Source organism: Streptomyces sp. NPDC007971, from assembly GCF_042958635.1.
GTDB lineage: Bacteria > Actinomycetota > Actinomycetes > Streptomycetales > Streptomycetaceae > Streptomyces.
Map to the genome: position 1 here is coordinate 78,376 of NZ_JBIBJK010000007.1, position 16,203 is coordinate 94,578.

The 16,203-nt window shown below is 70.5% G+C and carries 14 protein-coding genes; 3 read left to right on the forward strand and 11 right to left on the reverse strand.

Translation table 11 applies throughout. The annotated features are described in order from the left end of the window. Window positions 1–10: 10 nt before the first annotated feature. Together ACFZCP_RS16245 and ACFZCP_RS16250 are read left to right on the forward strand one after the other, a co-directional pair. Window positions 11–1,129 carry a glycerate kinase gene (locus ACFZCP_RS16245; RefSeq protein WP_391427942.1) on the forward strand — a complete coding sequence of 373 codons (1,119 nt, stop codon included), beginning with the start codon at window positions 11–13 and terminating at the stop codon, window positions 1,127–1,129. Window positions 1,130–1,605: 476 nt separating this feature from the next. Further along, window positions 1,606–2,508, forward strand: coding sequence for an alpha/beta fold hydrolase (locus ACFZCP_RS16250; protein WP_391427673.1), 903 nt, complete (start codon window positions 1,606–1,608; stop codon window positions 2,506–2,508). A 313-nt stretch (window positions 2,509–2,821) separates the two neighbouring features. Here the strand turns inward: ACFZCP_RS16250 and pssA are convergent, their stop codons facing one another. From pssA to ACFZCP_RS16295, 9 genes are all read right to left on the reverse strand, one after another. Next, the gene (gene pssA, locus ACFZCP_RS16255; RefSeq protein WP_362683305.1) at window positions 2,822–3,637 is read right to left on the reverse strand and encodes a CDP-diacylglycerol--serine O-phosphatidyltransferase; all 816 of its coding nucleotides are present in this window, start codon (window positions 3,635–3,637) and stop codon (window positions 2,822–2,824) included. Between the two features lie 22 nt (window positions 3,638–3,659). After that, window positions 3,660–4,316 (reverse strand): phosphatidylserine decarboxylase, encoded by a 657-nt coding sequence (locus ACFZCP_RS16260; RefSeq protein ID WP_362683025.1) that lies wholly within the window; start codon window positions 4,314–4,316, stop codon window positions 3,660–3,662. A gap of 170 nt (window positions 4,317–4,486) precedes the next feature. Then, window positions 4,487–5,692: an acyl-CoA dehydrogenase family protein gene (locus ACFZCP_RS16265; RefSeq protein WP_362683022.1), complete on the reverse strand. Its 1,206-nt coding sequence runs from the start codon at window positions 5,690–5,692 to the stop codon at window positions 4,487–4,489. Beyond that, window positions 5,692–6,204, reverse strand: coding sequence for a MaoC family dehydratase (locus ACFZCP_RS16270; RefSeq protein ID WP_062716551.1), 513 nt, complete (start codon window positions 6,202–6,204; stop codon window positions 5,692–5,694). The genes ACFZCP_RS16265 and ACFZCP_RS16270 overlap by 1 nt, the downstream gene beginning before the upstream one ends. Before the next feature lie 5 nt (window positions 6,205–6,209). Next, window positions 6,210–7,169 carry a CoA ester lyase gene (locus ACFZCP_RS16275; protein WP_362683018.1) on the reverse strand — a complete coding sequence of 320 codons (960 nt, stop codon included), beginning with the start codon at window positions 7,167–7,169 and terminating at the stop codon, window positions 6,210–6,212. After that, window positions 7,166–9,193 (reverse strand): protein meaA, encoded by a 2,028-nt coding sequence (locus ACFZCP_RS16280; protein ID WP_362683015.1) that lies wholly within the window; start codon window positions 9,191–9,193, stop codon window positions 7,166–7,168. Before ACFZCP_RS16280 ends, ACFZCP_RS16275 begins: the two co-directional genes overlap by 4 nt. A 9-nt stretch (window positions 9,194–9,202) precedes the next feature. After that, window positions 9,203–10,540, reverse strand: coding sequence for a crotonyl-CoA carboxylase/reductase (gene ccrA, locus ACFZCP_RS16285; protein ID WP_362683302.1), 1,338 nt, complete (start codon window positions 10,538–10,540; stop codon window positions 9,203–9,205). Between the two features lie 891 nt (window positions 10,541–11,431). After that, a complete protein-coding gene (locus tag ACFZCP_RS16290; RefSeq protein WP_391427674.1) occupies window positions 11,432–12,271 on the reverse strand; it encodes a TetR family transcriptional regulator in 840 nt (279 codons plus the stop codon). Window positions 12,272–12,422: 151 nt separating this feature from the next. Beyond that, window positions 12,423–14,228 carry a 3-hydroxybutyryl-CoA dehydrogenase gene (locus ACFZCP_RS16295; protein ID WP_391427675.1) on the reverse strand — a complete coding sequence of 602 codons (1,806 nt, stop codon included), beginning with the start codon at window positions 14,226–14,228 and terminating at the stop codon, window positions 12,423–12,425. A 411-nt stretch (window positions 14,229–14,639) separates the two neighbouring features. Here ACFZCP_RS16295 and ACFZCP_RS16300 point away from each other — a divergent pair, with 411 nt between their 5' ends. After that, the gene (locus ACFZCP_RS16300; protein ID WP_391427676.1) at window positions 14,640–15,215 is read left to right on the forward strand and encodes an adenylosuccinate lyase; all 576 of its coding nucleotides are present in this window, start codon (window positions 14,640–14,642) and stop codon (window positions 15,213–15,215) included. Window positions 15,216–15,223: 8 nt separating this feature from the next. Here the strand turns inward: ACFZCP_RS16300 and ACFZCP_RS16305 are convergent, their stop codons facing one another. Then, the gene (locus tag ACFZCP_RS16305) at window positions 15,224–15,748 is read right to left on the reverse strand and encodes a GNAT family N-acetyltransferase (RefSeq protein ID WP_391427677.1); all 525 of its coding nucleotides are present in this window, start codon (window positions 15,746–15,748) and stop codon (window positions 15,224–15,226) included. Between the two features lie 40 nt (window positions 15,749–15,788). Then, window positions 15,789–16,196 (reverse strand): Rid family hydrolase, encoded by a 408-nt coding sequence (locus ACFZCP_RS16310; RefSeq protein WP_391427678.1) that lies wholly within the window; start codon window positions 16,194–16,196, stop codon window positions 15,789–15,791. Window positions 16,197–16,203: the final 7 nt, after the last annotated feature.

Sequence of the window (16,203 nt, forward strand, 5' to 3'; positions counted from 1 at the left end):
GACCCGTCGGGTGCTCATCGCCGCGGACAAGTTCAAGGGATCGCTGACGGCCGTACAGGTCGCCGAGCGGGTGACGGCCGGGCTGCGCAGGGTCGTGCCGGGCGTCGAGGTCGAGGCGCTGCCCGTGGCCGACGGTGGTGACGGAACCGTGGACGCGGCGGTCGCGGCAGGCTTCGAGCGCCGCGAGGTCCGGGTCGCCGGGCCGCTCGGGCAGGAGGTCACGGCCGCGTTCGCGCTGCGCGGCGGCACCGCGGTCGTGGAGATGGCCGAGGCGAGCGGGCTGCAGCGGCTGCCGGCCGGTGTCTTCGCCCCGCTGACCGCCTCCACGTACGGCTCCGGCGAACTGCTGAGGGCCGCGCTGGACGCGGGCGCGCGGACGATCGTGTTCGGCGTCGGCGGGAGCGCCACGACGGACGGCGGCGCCGGGATGCTGTCGGCGCTGGGCGCGCGGTTCCTGGACGCGGACGGGGAGCCGGTGGCACCGGGCGGCGGCGGCCTGGCCGAACTGGCACGGGCCGATCTGTCCGGCCTCGACCCCCGTCTGCCGGACGTGGAGCTGGTGCTCGCCAGCGATGTCGACAATCCGCTGACCGGGCCGAAGGGCGCGCCCGCGGTGTACGGCCCGCAGAAGGGGGCGTCACCGGACGACGTGGAGACGCTGGACGCGGCGCTCGCCCACTTCGCCGGGGTGCTGGAGGCGGCCGTGGGGCCGCGTGCCGCTCCGTACGCGGCGGCGCCCGGTGCCGGGGCGGCGGGTGGCATCGGCTACGGCGCGCTGCTCCTGGGTGCCCGTTTCCGGCCCGGCATCGAGGTCATGCTGGACGTCCTCGGGTTCGCACCGGCGCTGGAGCGGGCCGATCTGGTGATCACCGGTGAGGGGTCGCTGGACGAGCAGACGTTGCACGGGAAGGCGCCGGCGGGTGTTGCCGCGGCGGCGCGGGCGGCCGGCAAGGAGGTCGTCGCGGTGTGCGGGCGGCTGGCTCTGCCCCAGGAGGCTCTGGAGCGGGCCGGGATCTCCCGTGCCTACCCGCTCACCTCGGTGGAGCCCGATGTCGCCAAGTGCATCGCGGAGGCCGGGCCCATCCTTGAGCGCGTCGCGGTCCGTATCGCCGAGGCGCGCCTTTCCTGAGCCCCGGGCCCCTCGCCCACCCGCCCACCCGACTCGCCGGGGCGAGAAGCGAGCCGTGGGTGGGACGGGTGGTCGCGCCTGCCCGGGCACGGTCGGTACACCCGGACCCTTCGCCCATCCGCCCATCCGCCCATCGGTCTCCGTGGGCCGAGCGGTCCGCCGACGGGAGGCGGGCGCCCGCCCCGTCACGCCTCACACGTCACGCAGAAGCAAGTGCACCTGCTGCCGTACCGAATTCACCCGATTGCACCGAGTGAGCTGGCTCGCCACCACGCACGGGTGAAGCTGATTGCCGTAGGCCTGACGGAAGTGGGTACGCAATGAGCTCGGTCCACGGCATACGACGCCCCACACGGCGTCTCCACGGCGCGGCGGCAGGATTCGCCGTCGCCGCCCTGTGCACGGTCTCGGCGGCGCCGGCACCCGCACCGGCAGTGGCACCCGCACCCGCCTCTGCGGACGCCGGCGCACACGCTGTGAAGCCCACTGTCGTGCTGGTGCACGGCGCCTTCGCGGACGGCTCCAGCTGGAACGGAGTGGTGAGCCGTCTCCAGCAGGCGGGGTATCCGGTCGTCGCTCCCGCCAACCCGCTGCGCGGGCTGGCCAGTGACGCCGGGTACATCCACAGCGTGCTCAAGAGCGTGAAGGGGCCGGTCGTGCTCGTCGGTCACTCCTACGGCGGCGCCGTGATCAGCGAAGCCGCCGTCGGTGACGCCCAGGTCAAAGCGTTGGTCTACATCGCGGCCTTCGCCCCCGCGGTGGGGGAAAGCTCCCTGGAGCTGTCCGGCAAGTTCCCCGGGAGCACCCTCGGCCCCGCCCTCAACAACGTGCCCTTCCCGCTCCCCGGCGGTGGCACGGGCACCGACCAGTACATCAAAGCCGACAAGTTCCATGATCAGTTCGCGGCCGACGTGCCCAGATCCGTCACGGACCTGATGGCCGCCACCCAGCGTCCCGTGGCCGCCTCGGCCCTGGGGGAGAAGGCCACCGAGGCCGCCTGGAAGACCATCCCCTCGTGGACTCTGATCACCACCGAGGACCGCAACATCCCGCCGGCCGCCCAGCGCTTCATGGCCCGGCGCGCCCACGCACACACCGTTGAGGTCGACGCCTCCCACGCCGTCTCGGTCTCCCGGCCGGGCGCGGTCGCCCGGTTGATCGAACAGGCGGCCGAGGCCACCGCCACCACGGCGACGACCGGCACCACGGCGACGACCGCCACGGATCCTTCCGGCCCGGCCCTCGCGAAGACGGGATCCGTCCGGCCGGGCACGCAGGCAGTCGCCCTCGGCGTCGCAGCCGCCCTGTCGGTGGCCGCCGGTTCTGCCCTCGTCCTCCTCGGCCGCCGGTGGCGATCGGAATCGAAGAAGGGCCGCTGAGGCTCGCCCCGCGACCGCAGACACCCAGCTCGTTCCCTGCCCGTTCCGTCACTGTGGGAGGCGCGTTTCGTCGGTCCCCCGGACGGCGTCGGGGCAGCCCGTGGGGAGGGTGCCCCCGCAGCCGACCGGGACGAGTGGGCGGGCGGGCGTGCGAACGGGGCCGGGACTGAGCCCCCGAGACAGGCGGTGGCAGGCGGTGACAGGCGGTGACAGGCGGTGCGGTGCCGGGGGCGCCGGTGCGCTGTCGCGGACAACGCAGAGGGCCCCGGACCAATTCAGGTCCGGGGCCCTTGCGGCGGAGCGTCCCGCGGCGTCACGACTGCGCCGCGCGCGCCTCCCGCCGGTTGTCACGGAAGTTGTTCACCCGGCGAGCCGTGGCGAACAGCGGGATCACCGCTCCCATGACCAGCTGCAGGGCGCAGCCCGTCTGGAGCAGCAGCTGACCGCTCGGGGCGTCGAAGGCCCAGGCGGCCAGCAGACCCATGGACAGCACGATCCAGCCGAGCATCGCGCCGGCGAGGCGGCCCCGGGGCTTCGGGTACTCCACCCGGCTCACCATCAGCCACGCGGTTCCCAGGATCGCCAGCAGTGTCGCCACGAAGGGCAGCTCCAGCAGCACGATCGAGACGACGGTCAGCGCGCCGAACGGCGAGGGCATGCCCTGGAACATGCCGTTCCTCGGCGTCACGCACGAGAAGCGTGCCAGACGGAGCACGACGGCCAGGAGCACCACGATTGCCCCGAGCGCCGCCATCCGCTGGTGCGCGTCGTCCGCGACCATGCCGTAGACGAGAACGAAGTACGCGGGCGCGAGTCCGAAGCTGATCAGGTCGGAGAGGTTGTCCAGCTCCGCGCCCATGGGGGAGGAGCGGAGCTTCCTCGCCACCAGGCCGTCGAACAGGTCGAACACCGCCGCGCAGAGCATCAGGATGACCGCCGTGGCCGCGCTGTGGCGGGCCATGCCGGACTCCTGGCTGCCGGTGAGGTGCGGGATCAGGATGCCGGTGGTGGTGAAGTACACCGCCATGAAGCCGCACGTGGCGTTGCCCAGGGTGAGGGTGTCCGCTATCGAGAGGCGGAGAGAAAGAGGCATCTCCTCCTCTTCGTCCACCTCTTCGGCCTCGGGCACCCAGCCCGCCTGGGTCTCCGGATCAATCACGGTCAATGCGAGTCACCCCAGCCACGGTCTTCTGGCCGACCTCGACCGCGACCTCCACGCCCTCGGGCAGGTAGAGGTCGACACGCGAGCCGAAGCGGATCAGACCGATTCGGTCGCCCTGCTCGACCTTCGTGCCCTCCGGGATGTAGGGCACGATGCGGCGGGCCACCGCGCCGGCGATCTGGATCATCTCGATGTCGCCGAGTTCGGTGTCGAAATGCCAGACTACGCGCTCGTTGTTCTCGCTCTCCTTGTTGAAGGCGGGAACGAAGCCACCGGGGATGTGTTCGACGGACGTCACCGTGCCCGCGAGGGGTGCGCGGTTGACGTGGACGTTGAGCGGGCTCATGAAGATCGCGACGCGGGTACGCCCGTCCTTCCACGGCATGATGCTCTGCACCACACCGTCGGCGGGCGAGATGACCCGGCCCTGGGTGATCTCGCGCTCGGGGTCGCGGAAGAACCACAGCATGCCCGCCGCGAGCGCGGTGGCGGGTACGGCGACGGCCTTGGCGGCGCCGGAGCGGCGAGCGCGCAGGAGGCTGACGGCTGCGGTGGCGACGGTCGGGAGAAGCCACGGCGATGCTCCGCGCGCGAGGCGTACGCCGGCCAGGCTGTCTCGATGTGCAGAGGTTTGGCTGTGGGGCATGGATGACCTTCGTAGCGGATGATGCCGCGCTGGAACGGGGGACGGCGGCTTTCCGGGGATCGTACCGGTCGCGGGCCACAACTGGGCAAGCCAGGAAGTCGAGTCGGCGGCCGAACCCCGTTGACGGGGTGTGATCTTCTTCTCGAAGAAAACACCCCGTTTCCGGACAATCAGCCCTGGAATCGATACTCTTCGAGCAGTCTGCGCCCGATGATCATTTTCTGGATCTCGGCGGTACCTTCACCGATGAGCAGCATCGGGGCCTCCCGGTAGAGGCGCTCGATCTCGTACTCCTTGGAGAAGCCGTAGCCGCCGTGGATCCGGAAGGCGTCCTCCACGACCTCCTTGCAGTACTCGGAGGCGAGGTACTTCGCCATCCCTGCCTCAAGGTCGTTTCGTTCCCCAGAGTCCTTTTTGCGTGCAGCGTTGACCATCATGGCATGCGCGGCCTCGACCTTGGTAGCCATCTCGGCCAGCTTGAACTGGATGGCCTGGTGCTGGGCGATCGGCTTGCCGAAGGTGTGTCGCTGCTGGGCGTACTGTACGCCCAGCTCGAACGCGCGCTGGGCGACGCCGCAACCGCGCGCCGCCACATTGACGCGGCCGACCTCCACGCCGTCCATCATTTGGTAAAAACCCCGGCCGGTGACGCCGCCGAGCACCCGGTCGGCCGGGATGCGCAGGCCGTCCATGATCAGCTCGGTGGTGTCGACGCCCTTGTAACCCATCTTGTCGATCTTGCCCGGGATCGTCAGGCCGGGGCGGACCTCGCCGAAGCCGGGCTCCTTCTCGACGAGGAAGGTGGTCATCGACTTGTGGGGGGCCGTGCCCTCGGGGTGTCCTTCGTCACTTCGGACCAGGACGGCCACGAGCGAGGACGTCCCGCCGTTCGTCAGCCACATCTTCTGACCGTTCAGGACGTACTCGTCGCCGTCCTTGACCGCCTTCGACGTGATCGCCGACACATCGGAGCCGAGGCCCGGCTCCGACATCGAGAAGGCGCCCCGGATGTCACCGGCGGCCATGCGCGGCAGGAAGTGGTCCTTCTGCTCCTGCGTGCCGTGCTGCTTGAGCATGTACGCGACGATGAAGTGCGTGTTGATGATGCCGGAGACCGACATCCAGCCACGGGCGATCTCCTCGACGCACAGGGCGTAGGTGAGGAGCGACTCGCCCAGGCCCCCGTACTCCTCGGGGATCATCAGACCGAACAGGCCGAGTTCCTTCAGGCCGTCCACGATCTGCTGCGGGTACTCGTCGCGGTGCTCCAGCCCGGTCGCGACAGGAATGATCTCCTTGTCGACAAAGTCCCGGACCGTGGAGAGGATCTCCTGCTGGACGTCGGTCAGACCGGCGGTCTGGGCGAGGCGCGCCATTACTTCTCCTGCTGCTTCAGCTCGGGGCGGCCCGGCTGCTCGCCGCCGCGCTCCTTGATGTACGTCTCGGTGGGCACCATGACCTTGCGGCGGAAGACGCACACCAGGGTGCCGTCCTGCTTGTAGCCCTTGGTCTCGACGTAGACGATGCCGCGGTCGTTCTTCGACTTGGACGGCCACTTGTCGAGCACGGTCGTCTGGCCGTAGATCGTGTCGCCGTGGAAGGTCGGCGCCACGTGCTTGAGCGACTCGATCTCCAGGTTGGCGATCGCCTTGCCGGAGATGTCCGGGACGGACATGCCGAGCAGCAGCGAGTAGATGTAGTTCCCGACGACGACGTTCTTGCCGAAGTCCGTCGTCTTCTCCGCATAGTTCGTGTCCATGTGGAGCGGGTGGTGGTTCATGGTGAGGAGACAGAACAGGTGGTCGTCGTACTCCGTGACCGTCTTGCCCGGCCAGTGCTTGTACGTCGCCCCGACCTCGAACTCCTCGTAGGTGCGTCCGAACTGCATCGCGCTCAGGCCTCCGGGATCTCGAACTTCGACGTGCGCTGCATGCCGGCGGCCCGGCCCTTGCCGGAGATGACCAGGGCCATCTTGCGGCTGGCCTCGTCGATCATCTCGTCGCCGAGCATCGCGGAGCCCTTCTTCCCGCCGGCCTCGGACGTGTAGTAGTCGTACGCGTCCAGGATCAGCTCGGCGTGGTCGTAGTCCTCCTGGGAGGGCGAGAAGATCTCGTTGGACGCCTCGACCTGGCCCGGGTGCAGCACCCACTTGCCGTCGAAGCCGAGCGCGGCGGCGCGCTGCGCGACCGCGCGGTAGCCCTCGACGTTGCGGATCTGCAGGTAGGGGCCGTCGATCGCCTGGAGGTTGTTGGCGCGGGCGGCCATCAGGATCTTCATCAGGATGTAGTGGTAGGCGTCCGCCGGGTACCCGGGCGGCTGCTCGCCCACGACCAGCGACTTCATGTTGATGGAGGCCATGAAGTCGGCCGGGCCGAAGATGATCGTCTCGATGCGCGGGGAGGCCTCGGCGATCGCGTTGACGTTGTTCAGGCCCTGCGCGTTCTCGATCTGCGCCTCGATGCCGATCTTGCCGACCTCGAAGCCCATGGTCTTCTCGATCTGGGTCAGCAGGAGGTCCAGCGCGACGACCTGCTCGGCGTTCTGGACCTTCGGCAGCATGATGCAGTCGAGGTTCTGGCCGGCACCCTCGACGACGGTGACGACGTCGCGGTACGTCCACTCGGTCGTCCAGTCGTTGACGCGCACGACCCGCGTCTTGCCGGTCCAGTCACCCTCGTTGAGGAACTTGACGATGGTGTGCCGCGCGCCGGGCTTGGCGAGCGGCGCGCACGCGTCCTCCAGGTCCAGGAAGACCTGGTCCGCCGGGAGGCCCTGTGCCTTCTCCAGGAAGCGCGGGTTCGAACCGGGTACTGCCAGGCACGAGCGCCGCGGGCGGAGACGGTTGACGGTCATGCGGGGACCTCCAGGGGGTCGAGCTTGTTCGCTTTCCGGATCTCGTCGACGATGCGGCCGATGATCCCGGTGATGTCGAAGTCCTTCGGGGTGAACACCGCGGCCACTCCGGCGGCCCGCAGGTCCTCGGCGTCACCATTCGGGATGATGCCACCGGCGATCACCGGTATATCTGTGGCACCGGCCACACGGAGGCGCTCCAGCACGTCCGGGACGAGCTGGGCGTGCGAGCCGGACAGGATGGACAGGCCGACCGCGTGCACGTCCTCGGCGAGGGCCGCGTCCACGATCTGCTCCGGGGTGAGCCGGATGCCCTGGTAGACGACCTCGAAACCGGCGTCGCGGGCGCGCACCGCGATCTGCTCGGCCCCGTTGGAGTGGCCGTCCAGACCGGGCTTGCCGACCAGGAAGCGCAGCTTGCCGGAGCCCAGGTCGCGGGCGGTGGCGTCCACCTTGGCGCGGACCTCGGCGAGCGCCGAGCCCGCCTCCACCGGGACGGCGATCGGCGCCGAGGAGACACCGGTCGGTGCCCGGAACTCCCCGAAGACCTCGCGCAGGGCCCCGGCCCACTCGCCGGTCGTGACGCCGGCGCGGGCGCACTCCAGGGTGGCCTCCATGAGGTTGCCGGTGCCCTTGGCGGCCTCCTTCAGCCGGTCCAGCGCCTTGCACGGGCGCGGGTGGTTGAAGGGCGGCTGGTAGCGCGTGTCGCGCCAGGTCCCGATCGCCTCGACCACCCGGGCCTCGACGGCCGGGTCGACCGTCTGGATCGCGGCGTCCAGGTCGGCGGTCAGCGGGTTCGGCTCGGTCGTCTCGAAGATGTTGACGCCGACGATCTTCTCCTGCCCGGACTCGATCCGGCCCCTGCGCTCGGCGTGCGAGGCGACCAGCTGCGACTTGAGGTAGCCCGACTCGACGGCGGCCATCGCGCCGCCCATCTCCTGGATCCGGTCGATCTCCGCCAGGGAGTCCTCGACCAGCTGGCTCACCTTCGCCTCGATGACGTGCGAGCCCTCGAAGATGTCCTCGTACTCCAGCAGGTCGCTCTCGTGCGCGAGGACCTGCTGGATGCGCAGCGACCACTGCTGGTCCCAGGGGCGGGGCAGGCCCAGGGCCTCGTTCCAGGCGGGCAGCTGCACGGCACGCGCGCGTGCGTCCTTGGACAGGGTGACCGCGAGCATCTCCAGCACGATCCGCTGGACGTTGTTCTCCGGCTGTGCCTCCGTCAGCCCGAGCGAGTTGACCTGGACGCCGTAGCGGAAGCGGCGCTGCTTGGGGTTCTCGATGCCGTACCGCTCGCGTGTGATCGTGTCCCAGATGCGGCCGAACGCCCGCATCTTGCACATCTCCTCGACGAAGCGGACGCCCGCGTTCACGAAGAAGGAGATGCGGGCGACCACGTCACCCATGCGCTCCTGCGGCACCTGGCCGGAGTCCCGCACGGCGTCCAGCACGGCGATCGCGGTGGACATCGCGTACGCGATCTCCTGCACCGGCGTGGCCCCGGCCTCCTGCAGGTGGTAGCTGCAGATGTTGATCGGGTTCCACTTCGGGATGTGGGAGACCGTGTACGCGATCATGTCCGTCGTCAGGCGGAGCGAGGGCCCCGGCGGGAAGACGTGCGTCCCGCGGGACAGGTACTCCTTGACGATGTCGTTCTGGGTCGTCCCCTGGAGCTTGGTGATGTCCGCGCCCTGCTCCTCGGCGACGACCTGGTAGAGCGCCAGCAGCCACATGGCGGTGGCGTTGATCGTCATCGAGGTGTTCATCTGCTCCAGGGGGATGTCCTGGAACAACCGGCGCATGTCACCGAGGTGCGAGACCGGCACGCCGACCCGGCCGACCTCGCCGCGGGCGAGGATGTGGTCGGGGTCGTAGCCGGTCTGCGTCGGCAGGTCGAACGCCACCGACAGGCCGGTCTGGCCCTTGGCGAGGTTGCGCCGGTACAGCTCGTTGGACGCCTCGGCCGTCGAGTGGCCCGCGTACGTCCGCATGAGCCACGGACGGTCCTTCTGACGCTCTGTCATCTATGGCTCTCAGACGTTCCGGAAGCGGTTGATGGCGTCGATGTGCTTGGCGCGCATCTCCTCGTCGCGCACGCCCAGGCCTTCCTCGGGGGCGAGGCACAGCACGCCGACCTTGCCCTGGTGCAGGTTGCGGTGGACGTCGTAGGCCGCCTGACCGGTGTCCTGGAGGGAGTAGGTCTTCGACAGGGTCGGGTGGATCTTGCCCTTGGCGATGAGGCGGTTGGCCTCCCAGGCCTCGCGGTAGTTCGCGAAGTGCGAGCCGATGATCCGCTTGAGCGACATCCACAGGTAGCGGTTGTCGTACTCGTGCATGTAGCCCGAGGTCGAGGCGCAGGTGGTGATGGTGCCGCCCTTGCGGGTGACGAACACGGAGGCGCCGAAGGTCTCGCGGCCCGGGTGCTCGAAGACGATGTCGATGTCCTCGCCGCCGGTCAGCTCGCGGATGCGCTTGCCGAAGCGCTTCCACTCCTTGGGGTCCTGGGTCTGCTCGTCCTTCCAGAACTTGTAGCCCTCGGCGCTGCGGTCGATGATCGCCTCGGCGCCCATCGAGCGGCAGATGTCCGCCTTCTGGTCGCTGGAAACGACACAGATCGGGTTGGCGCCGCCGGCCAGGGCGAACTGGGTGGCGTACGAGCCGAGCCCGCCGCTCGCGCCCCAGATCAGGACGTTGTCGCCCTGCTTCATCTGGGCGCCGTTGCGGGAGACCAGCTGGCGGTAGGCGGTGGAGTTCACCAGGCCGGGGGCCGCGGCCTCCTCCCAGCTGAGGTGGCCGGGCTTCGGCATCAGCTGGTTGGACTTGACGAGCGCGATCTCGGCGAGGCCGCCGAAGTTGGTCTCGAAGCCCCAGATGCGCTGCTCGGGGTCGAGCATGGTGTCGTTGTGGCCGTCGCTGGACTCCAGCTCGACGGACAGACAGTGCGCGACGACCTCGTCACCGGGCTTCCAGGCGTTGACGCCCGGGCCGGTGCGCAGGACGACGCCCGCGAGGTCGGAGCCGATGATGTGGTACGGCAGGTCGTGCCGCTTGGTCAGCTCGCTGACCTTGCCGTAGCGCTCCAGGAACCCGAACGTGGACAGCGGCTCGAAGATCGAGGTCCACACCGAGTTGTAGTTGACCGAGGAGGCCATGACGGCCACCAGGGCCTCGCCCGGGCCCAGTTCGGGCACCGGAACCTCGTCCAGGTGGATCGACTTGCGCGGGTCCTTGTCGCGGGTCTCCAGGCCCGCGAACATCTCCGTCTCGTCCTTGTGCACGGTGATCGCGCGGTACGACTCGGGGAGCTGCAGGGCGGCGAAGTCGGCGGACGTGGTGTCCTTCGACTGGATCGCGTCCAGGATGTCCTTCACGGTCACGGTGTTGCCTCCGGCGGTGAGCGCCCTGAGGGAGGGGCGCTGGGGGATCGTCGGTGCTGCGATGAGTGCTGCTGAGGGTTTGGGGTGGAACGTGCCGTCGGTTCGGCGGGTGGTGCTTCGGCAGCGCTTTGTGGCGCAGGAGGTTGCCTGTGACGCAGGCGTCCGGGCGCGCAATCCGGGGTTCCCCCCAGGGCCTTTGGGCACCGGGGGAGGTTTGCGGGGACAGCCGGCGAACGATCGGTCTCTGCTCGCCGGCCGCCCGGACCTCTTCAACGTATGACACCGCGTGTCAGGTGACAAGGCACTGAGTGCCAGAACTTGCCCTCAGATGAAATCTTTACGTAACAAATGAGCGATGATCGATCAAACCTACTGTCGAGTAGGTGATAATGACCGGTCTTGTGGGTGTCGGAGAAGATCCTGGGTGCCGGATCGCCGGCGCCGGATCCCGGGTGCCGGATCCCCAGTGCCCGATCCGGTGGCAGATGCCGGGTGGCAGATCCGGGGTGGCGGAGAAGAGCCGCCGGCACGGCGGACAGAGACCGTCGCCGTCCTCGGCTCCCGCCCTCCGCGCCGGATTCCTCGTCGAGCGCCAGGGGCCGCCGGCCCCCGGGGCGGTGCGTGGACCCGCTCGCCGAACGGCGGCGCCGGGACGGGGCCGAGCCGGTGGAGGGCGCCCGGGTCGCCGCCGTCCACGGCGGCCCCGGGCGGGCGGCGGTCCGTACGACCGCCGGAACGTGCACCGCCGACGCGGTGGCGGGCCTGCCGACAGGAGAGGCGGACCCGCACCTCGCGGCGTTCTTCGGGCCGGACAGGCCCTTGAGCCCTCTGTGCGGATCAGGCCGGCCCCGGGCGGCCCCGCAGGATCCGAGAGGGAGGCCCGAGCTAGCGCTCCTTCAGCGCCTGCTCGATCGTGCGCATCACCTCGTCGAGCGGTGCGTCGGTACGCGCGACGGTCACCAGCACCTCGCCCTGCGCGACCACGGAGGCCAGGGGGCCCGCGGAGGCGGGGCGCGTCGAAGTCTGACGGCCGGCCCCGATCCCCGAGCCGAAGGTCTTGCGCACGATCGCGAAGGCATGGTCGAGCTGGGCCTCCACGTCGCCCTGGCCGCCGGCCCGCAGCCAGCGCCTGAGCACGTGGTTGTGGGCGGTGACGACGGCGGAGGCGGCGACCTCGGCGAGCAGCGGGTCGTCGTTGGCGTCGTCGGCGTGCGCGTGCTCGTCGAAGTGGCCGAGCAGATAGCGGGTGAACAGGCGCTCGTAGCGGGCCACCGACGCGATCTCGGCCTCGCGCAGGGTGGGTACCTCACGGGTCAACTTGTAGCGGGCGACCGAGATCTCCGGCCGGGCCGCGTACATCTTCATGACTTCCTTGATGCCGCGGCACACGGTGTCGAGCGGGTGCTCGTGCGCGGGGGCGGCGTTGAGCACCGCCTCGGCACGGATCAGCGTGTCGTCGTGGTCCGGGAAGATCGCTTCTTCCTTGGAGCGGAAGTGACGGAAGAAGGTGCGGCGGGCGACCCCGGCCGCGGCCGCGATCTCGTCGACGGTGGTCGCCTCGTACCCCTTGGTCGCGAACAGTTCCATCGCTGCGGCCGCCAGTTCTCGGCGCATTTTCAGCCGCTGGGCGGCGGCGCGACTGCCTGCAGCACTTTCCGGCGCGTCGGGCGTGGCTGGTGTACGTGAGGACTTGGCGGGCTGGGACATGCCCCGAACGTACTGCATGTGCGCAGCTGGATGCGCAGGCCCGGGGTTTCCCCCGCCCGTGAAGGGCGGGGGTCCGCCGGTTCGGGTGGGCGGGGGAGGCCCGGCGGGATCGAGCAGCCCGCCCCAGTCCGCGCCCTCGGGGGCGCCGTCGAACCAGTCGCCGACGCCGTCAGCGGCGGGCATACTCGCGGAAGCCGCGGCCGGTCTTGCGGCCGAGGCAGCCCGCGGCAACCAGGTGCTCCAGGAGCGGGGCCGGAGCGAGACCGGGATCGCGGAACTCGCGGTGCAGCACCTTCTCGATCGCCAGCGAGACGTCCAGGCCGACGACGTCCAGCAGCTCGAAGGGGCCCATCGGATAGCCGCCGCCGAGCTTCATCGCCGCGTCGATGTCGTCCAGGGACGCGTAGTGCTCCTGGACCATCTTGACCGCGTTGTTGAGGTACGGGAACAGCAGCGCGTTCACGATGAAACCGGCCCGGTCGCCGCAGTCCACGGCGTGCTTGCGGATCTTCAGGCAGACCTCGCGGACGGTGGCGTGGACGTCCTCGCCGGTCAGGACCGTGCGGACGACCTCGACCAGCTTCATCGCCGGGGCCGGGTTGAAGAAGTGCATGCCGATGACGTCCTGCGGGCGCGAGGTGGCGCGGGCGCAGGCGACCACGGGCAGCGAGGAGGTCGTGGTGGCCAGGACCGCGCCCGGCTTGCACACCTTGTCCAGCGTCGCGAACAGCTGCTGCTTGATCTCCAGGTCCTCGGCGACCGCCTCGACCGCAAGGTCGACGTCGGCGAAGGCCTCGTAGGAGCCCGCCGGGGTGATCAGGTCCAGGGTCCCGGCGGCGGCCTCGGCGGTCATCCGGCCCTTGTCGACAGAGCGCGAAAGCGACTTGCCGATACGTGCCTTGGCGGTCTGGGCCTTCTCCTCGCTGCGGGCGGCGAGGACGACCTCGTACCCGGCCTTGGCGAAGACCTCGGCGATCCCGGAGGCCATGGTGCCGGAGCCGGCCACGCCGACGGAGCGGACGGGACGGCCGGCCGTCCCGGCGGCGCCGGTCGCGGGGGTCAGGGCGTCGGCCACGACGGTGGCGCTGCCCGGCGTCTCGTACGTGTAGAAGCCGCGGCCCGACTTGCGGCCGGTCAGGCCCGCCTCGCTGAGCTGCTTGAGGATCGGGGCGGGCGCGTGCAGCCGGTCGCGGGACTCGGTGTACATGGCCTCCAGGACCGTGCGCGCGGTGTCGATGCCGATGAGGTCGAGCAGCGCGAGCGGACCCATGGGCAGGCCGCAGCCGAGCCGCATCGCGGCGTCGATGTCCTCGCGGGAGGCGTACTTGGCCTCGTACATCGCGGCGGCCTGGTTGAGGTAGCCGAACAGCAGCCCGTCCGCGACGAATCCGGGGCGGTCGCCGACCGCGACCGGCTCCTTGCCCAGCTCGATGGCGAGGTCGGTGACCGCGGCGACGGCCTGCGGTGCGGTCAGCACGGACGAGACGACCTCGACCAGCTTCATCGCCGGGGCCGGGTTGAAGAAGTGCAGGCCGAGCACGCGCTCCGGACGGGCCGAGTCGGCGGCGAGCCGGGTGACCGACAGGGCGTTGGTGCCGGTCGCGAGGATGGTCTCGGGGCGGACGATCCCGTCCAGCGCACGGAAGATCTGGTGCTTGATCTCGTACGACTCCGGGGCCACCTCGATGACCAGGTCGGCGTCGGCGGCGGCGCCGAGGTCGCAGGAGGTGCGGATCCGGGCGAGGGCGTCGGTGCGCTCCTGCTCGGTGAGCCGGCCGCGCTCGACGGCACGGGCGGTGGCGGCCTCCAGGGCGGCGAGGCACTTCGCGGCCTGGGCCTCGCTGACGTCGATGCCGATCACCTCGCGGCCGGCCTTCGCCAGGACTTCGGTGATGCCGGTGCCCATGGTGCCGAGGCCGACGACGGCGATCGTCTTGAGCGGGGACAGAGGGGTGTCGGACAGGGGAGTGGCCATCGCGGGACTCCAGGAATGAGGGTGACGACGAGGGGCGCGCCGGGTGCGCCGAGGGGCGCACGCCGGTGCGTTGATGAGTGCGGGTGTTGTCGGGCTGCAAGCGCACACGCCCGGTGCCGGTGCCACGGGCGTGCACACGCCCGGGAACGGCGGAATCCGACCGGCCCTGTCCCGGAGCCGGGTCGTACTGCGGTACCGATGTACCGAACCGACCTGCTCCCCCACTGCCCCTGAGGGGTGGGGGTACTCGCGACGACGGCTGCGTCACCAAACCGGCGTCGGCGGAAGTGCGAGGGGGTGACCTCGCTCGTATGAGCTTAACCGGCGAGTAACGAGCGCGCCAGGCCTGAGTCGCACCGGAGTTTGTGATGTAGCTCCCTCCGCGGCCATGACCCCCCTACGCTGGTCTTCGTGGACGAAGAGTTGCGATCGCTCACGGAACGCTTACGGCAGGAGTCGCACGGCTCGGCGGTGTGCGAGCGGCTGCTGGTGACCGCGGACCACGACGAACTGGCGGAGGTGCTCACCGCGCCCGGACAGCCGTTGTGGGCCCGGGAACTGGCCGCGTTCCGGCTGGGACTTGCGGGCGACCGGCGCGCCTTCGAGTCCCTGGTGCTGCTGCTCAACCACCGCGACCCGCCGCGCTGCGCCTCCGCCGCCCACGCCCTCGCCCGCCTCGGCGACCCGCGCACCGCCCGCGCGGCGGCCGCCCTCGCCACCAACGAACTGCGCGTCGCCTACGCCCTGCACCCGGTACGGCTCCTGGTCGAGCTGAGGGCCCCCGAGTCGGTGCCCGCGCTGATCACCACACTGGAGCGGCGGTTGCGCCCGCACGACCCGTACCGGCGGGTCGCCCTCGCCTGCGTGGAAGGGCTGGGCGTGCTAGGCGACGCCCGGGCCCGGCGCGTGCTGAGCGAGGCCCTCGCCCACCCGGCGCTCGCCGAGGCGGCGGTGCACGCGCTGGCACGGATCCCGCAGCCGCGCTGACCGGCGGCTCAGCCGGTCAGCTCCTTCACGTACCGGACTTCGGGGACGTCCGTGCCGCCCGCCTCGCACGGCTCCTGTGCACCGTCCGCGCGGAAACCGGCCCGCTCGTAGAAGAGCCGGGCGCGCGCGTTCTCCTTCAGGACCCACAGGAACATGCGCGGATACGAAGAGCACTGCCCGACCGACTCGGCCAGCAGCGCCCGGCCGATCCCGCTGCCGAGGTGTGCGGGGTCGAGGTAGATCGCGTACAACTCGGCGTCGCCGGTGCGCACTTCACCGTCGCGGAACGGGCCGTGCGCCGCCCAGCCGACGACCTCGCCGTCCCGCTCGGCGACCAGGTTCACCACGGCGCCGCTCCCCTCGGCGAACCGGGTCCGCCGCCGCTCGGCGTCCTGTGCCGCACTGAGCCCGTCCAGGTACGACTGCGGCATGAGCCCGCGGTAGGCGTGCTGCCAGCCGCGTACGCGGATCTGCGAGACACGGTCGCAGTCGGCGAGGGTCATCGGGCGGATGCGGATCCTGCGGTCGTCCATGGCGCCACCCTAGAGAGCCCCGCGGGCGTGCACCCTGGAATTAGTCGCCCTGCGGGCCGGCCACCGCCAGGGCCTCGATCTCCATCAGGAACTCCGGAGCCACCAGCGCGGCCACCTGCACGGCGGAGGCCGCGGGCAGCCGGTCGTCGGGTATGTGCGCGGCCCGGGCCGCGCGGATCGCCGGCAGGCAGGCCATGTCCGTGACGAAGTAGGTCAGTTTGACGACGTCCTGGAAACCCGCCCCGGCGGCGGCCAGGCAGCGCCTCAGGTTCTCGAAGACCTGGCGGGCCTGGGCCGCGGGGTCGCCCACGCCGACCAGCCTGCCGTCCCCGTCCAGGGCGAGCTGGCCGGAGACGGCGACGAGACGGCCGGCGGCCGTCACCACGTGGCTGTACTGGGCGGCGGGGGCGACCCCTTCGGGGGCGGGGATCCTGACCGGTTCACTCATGCGTCCA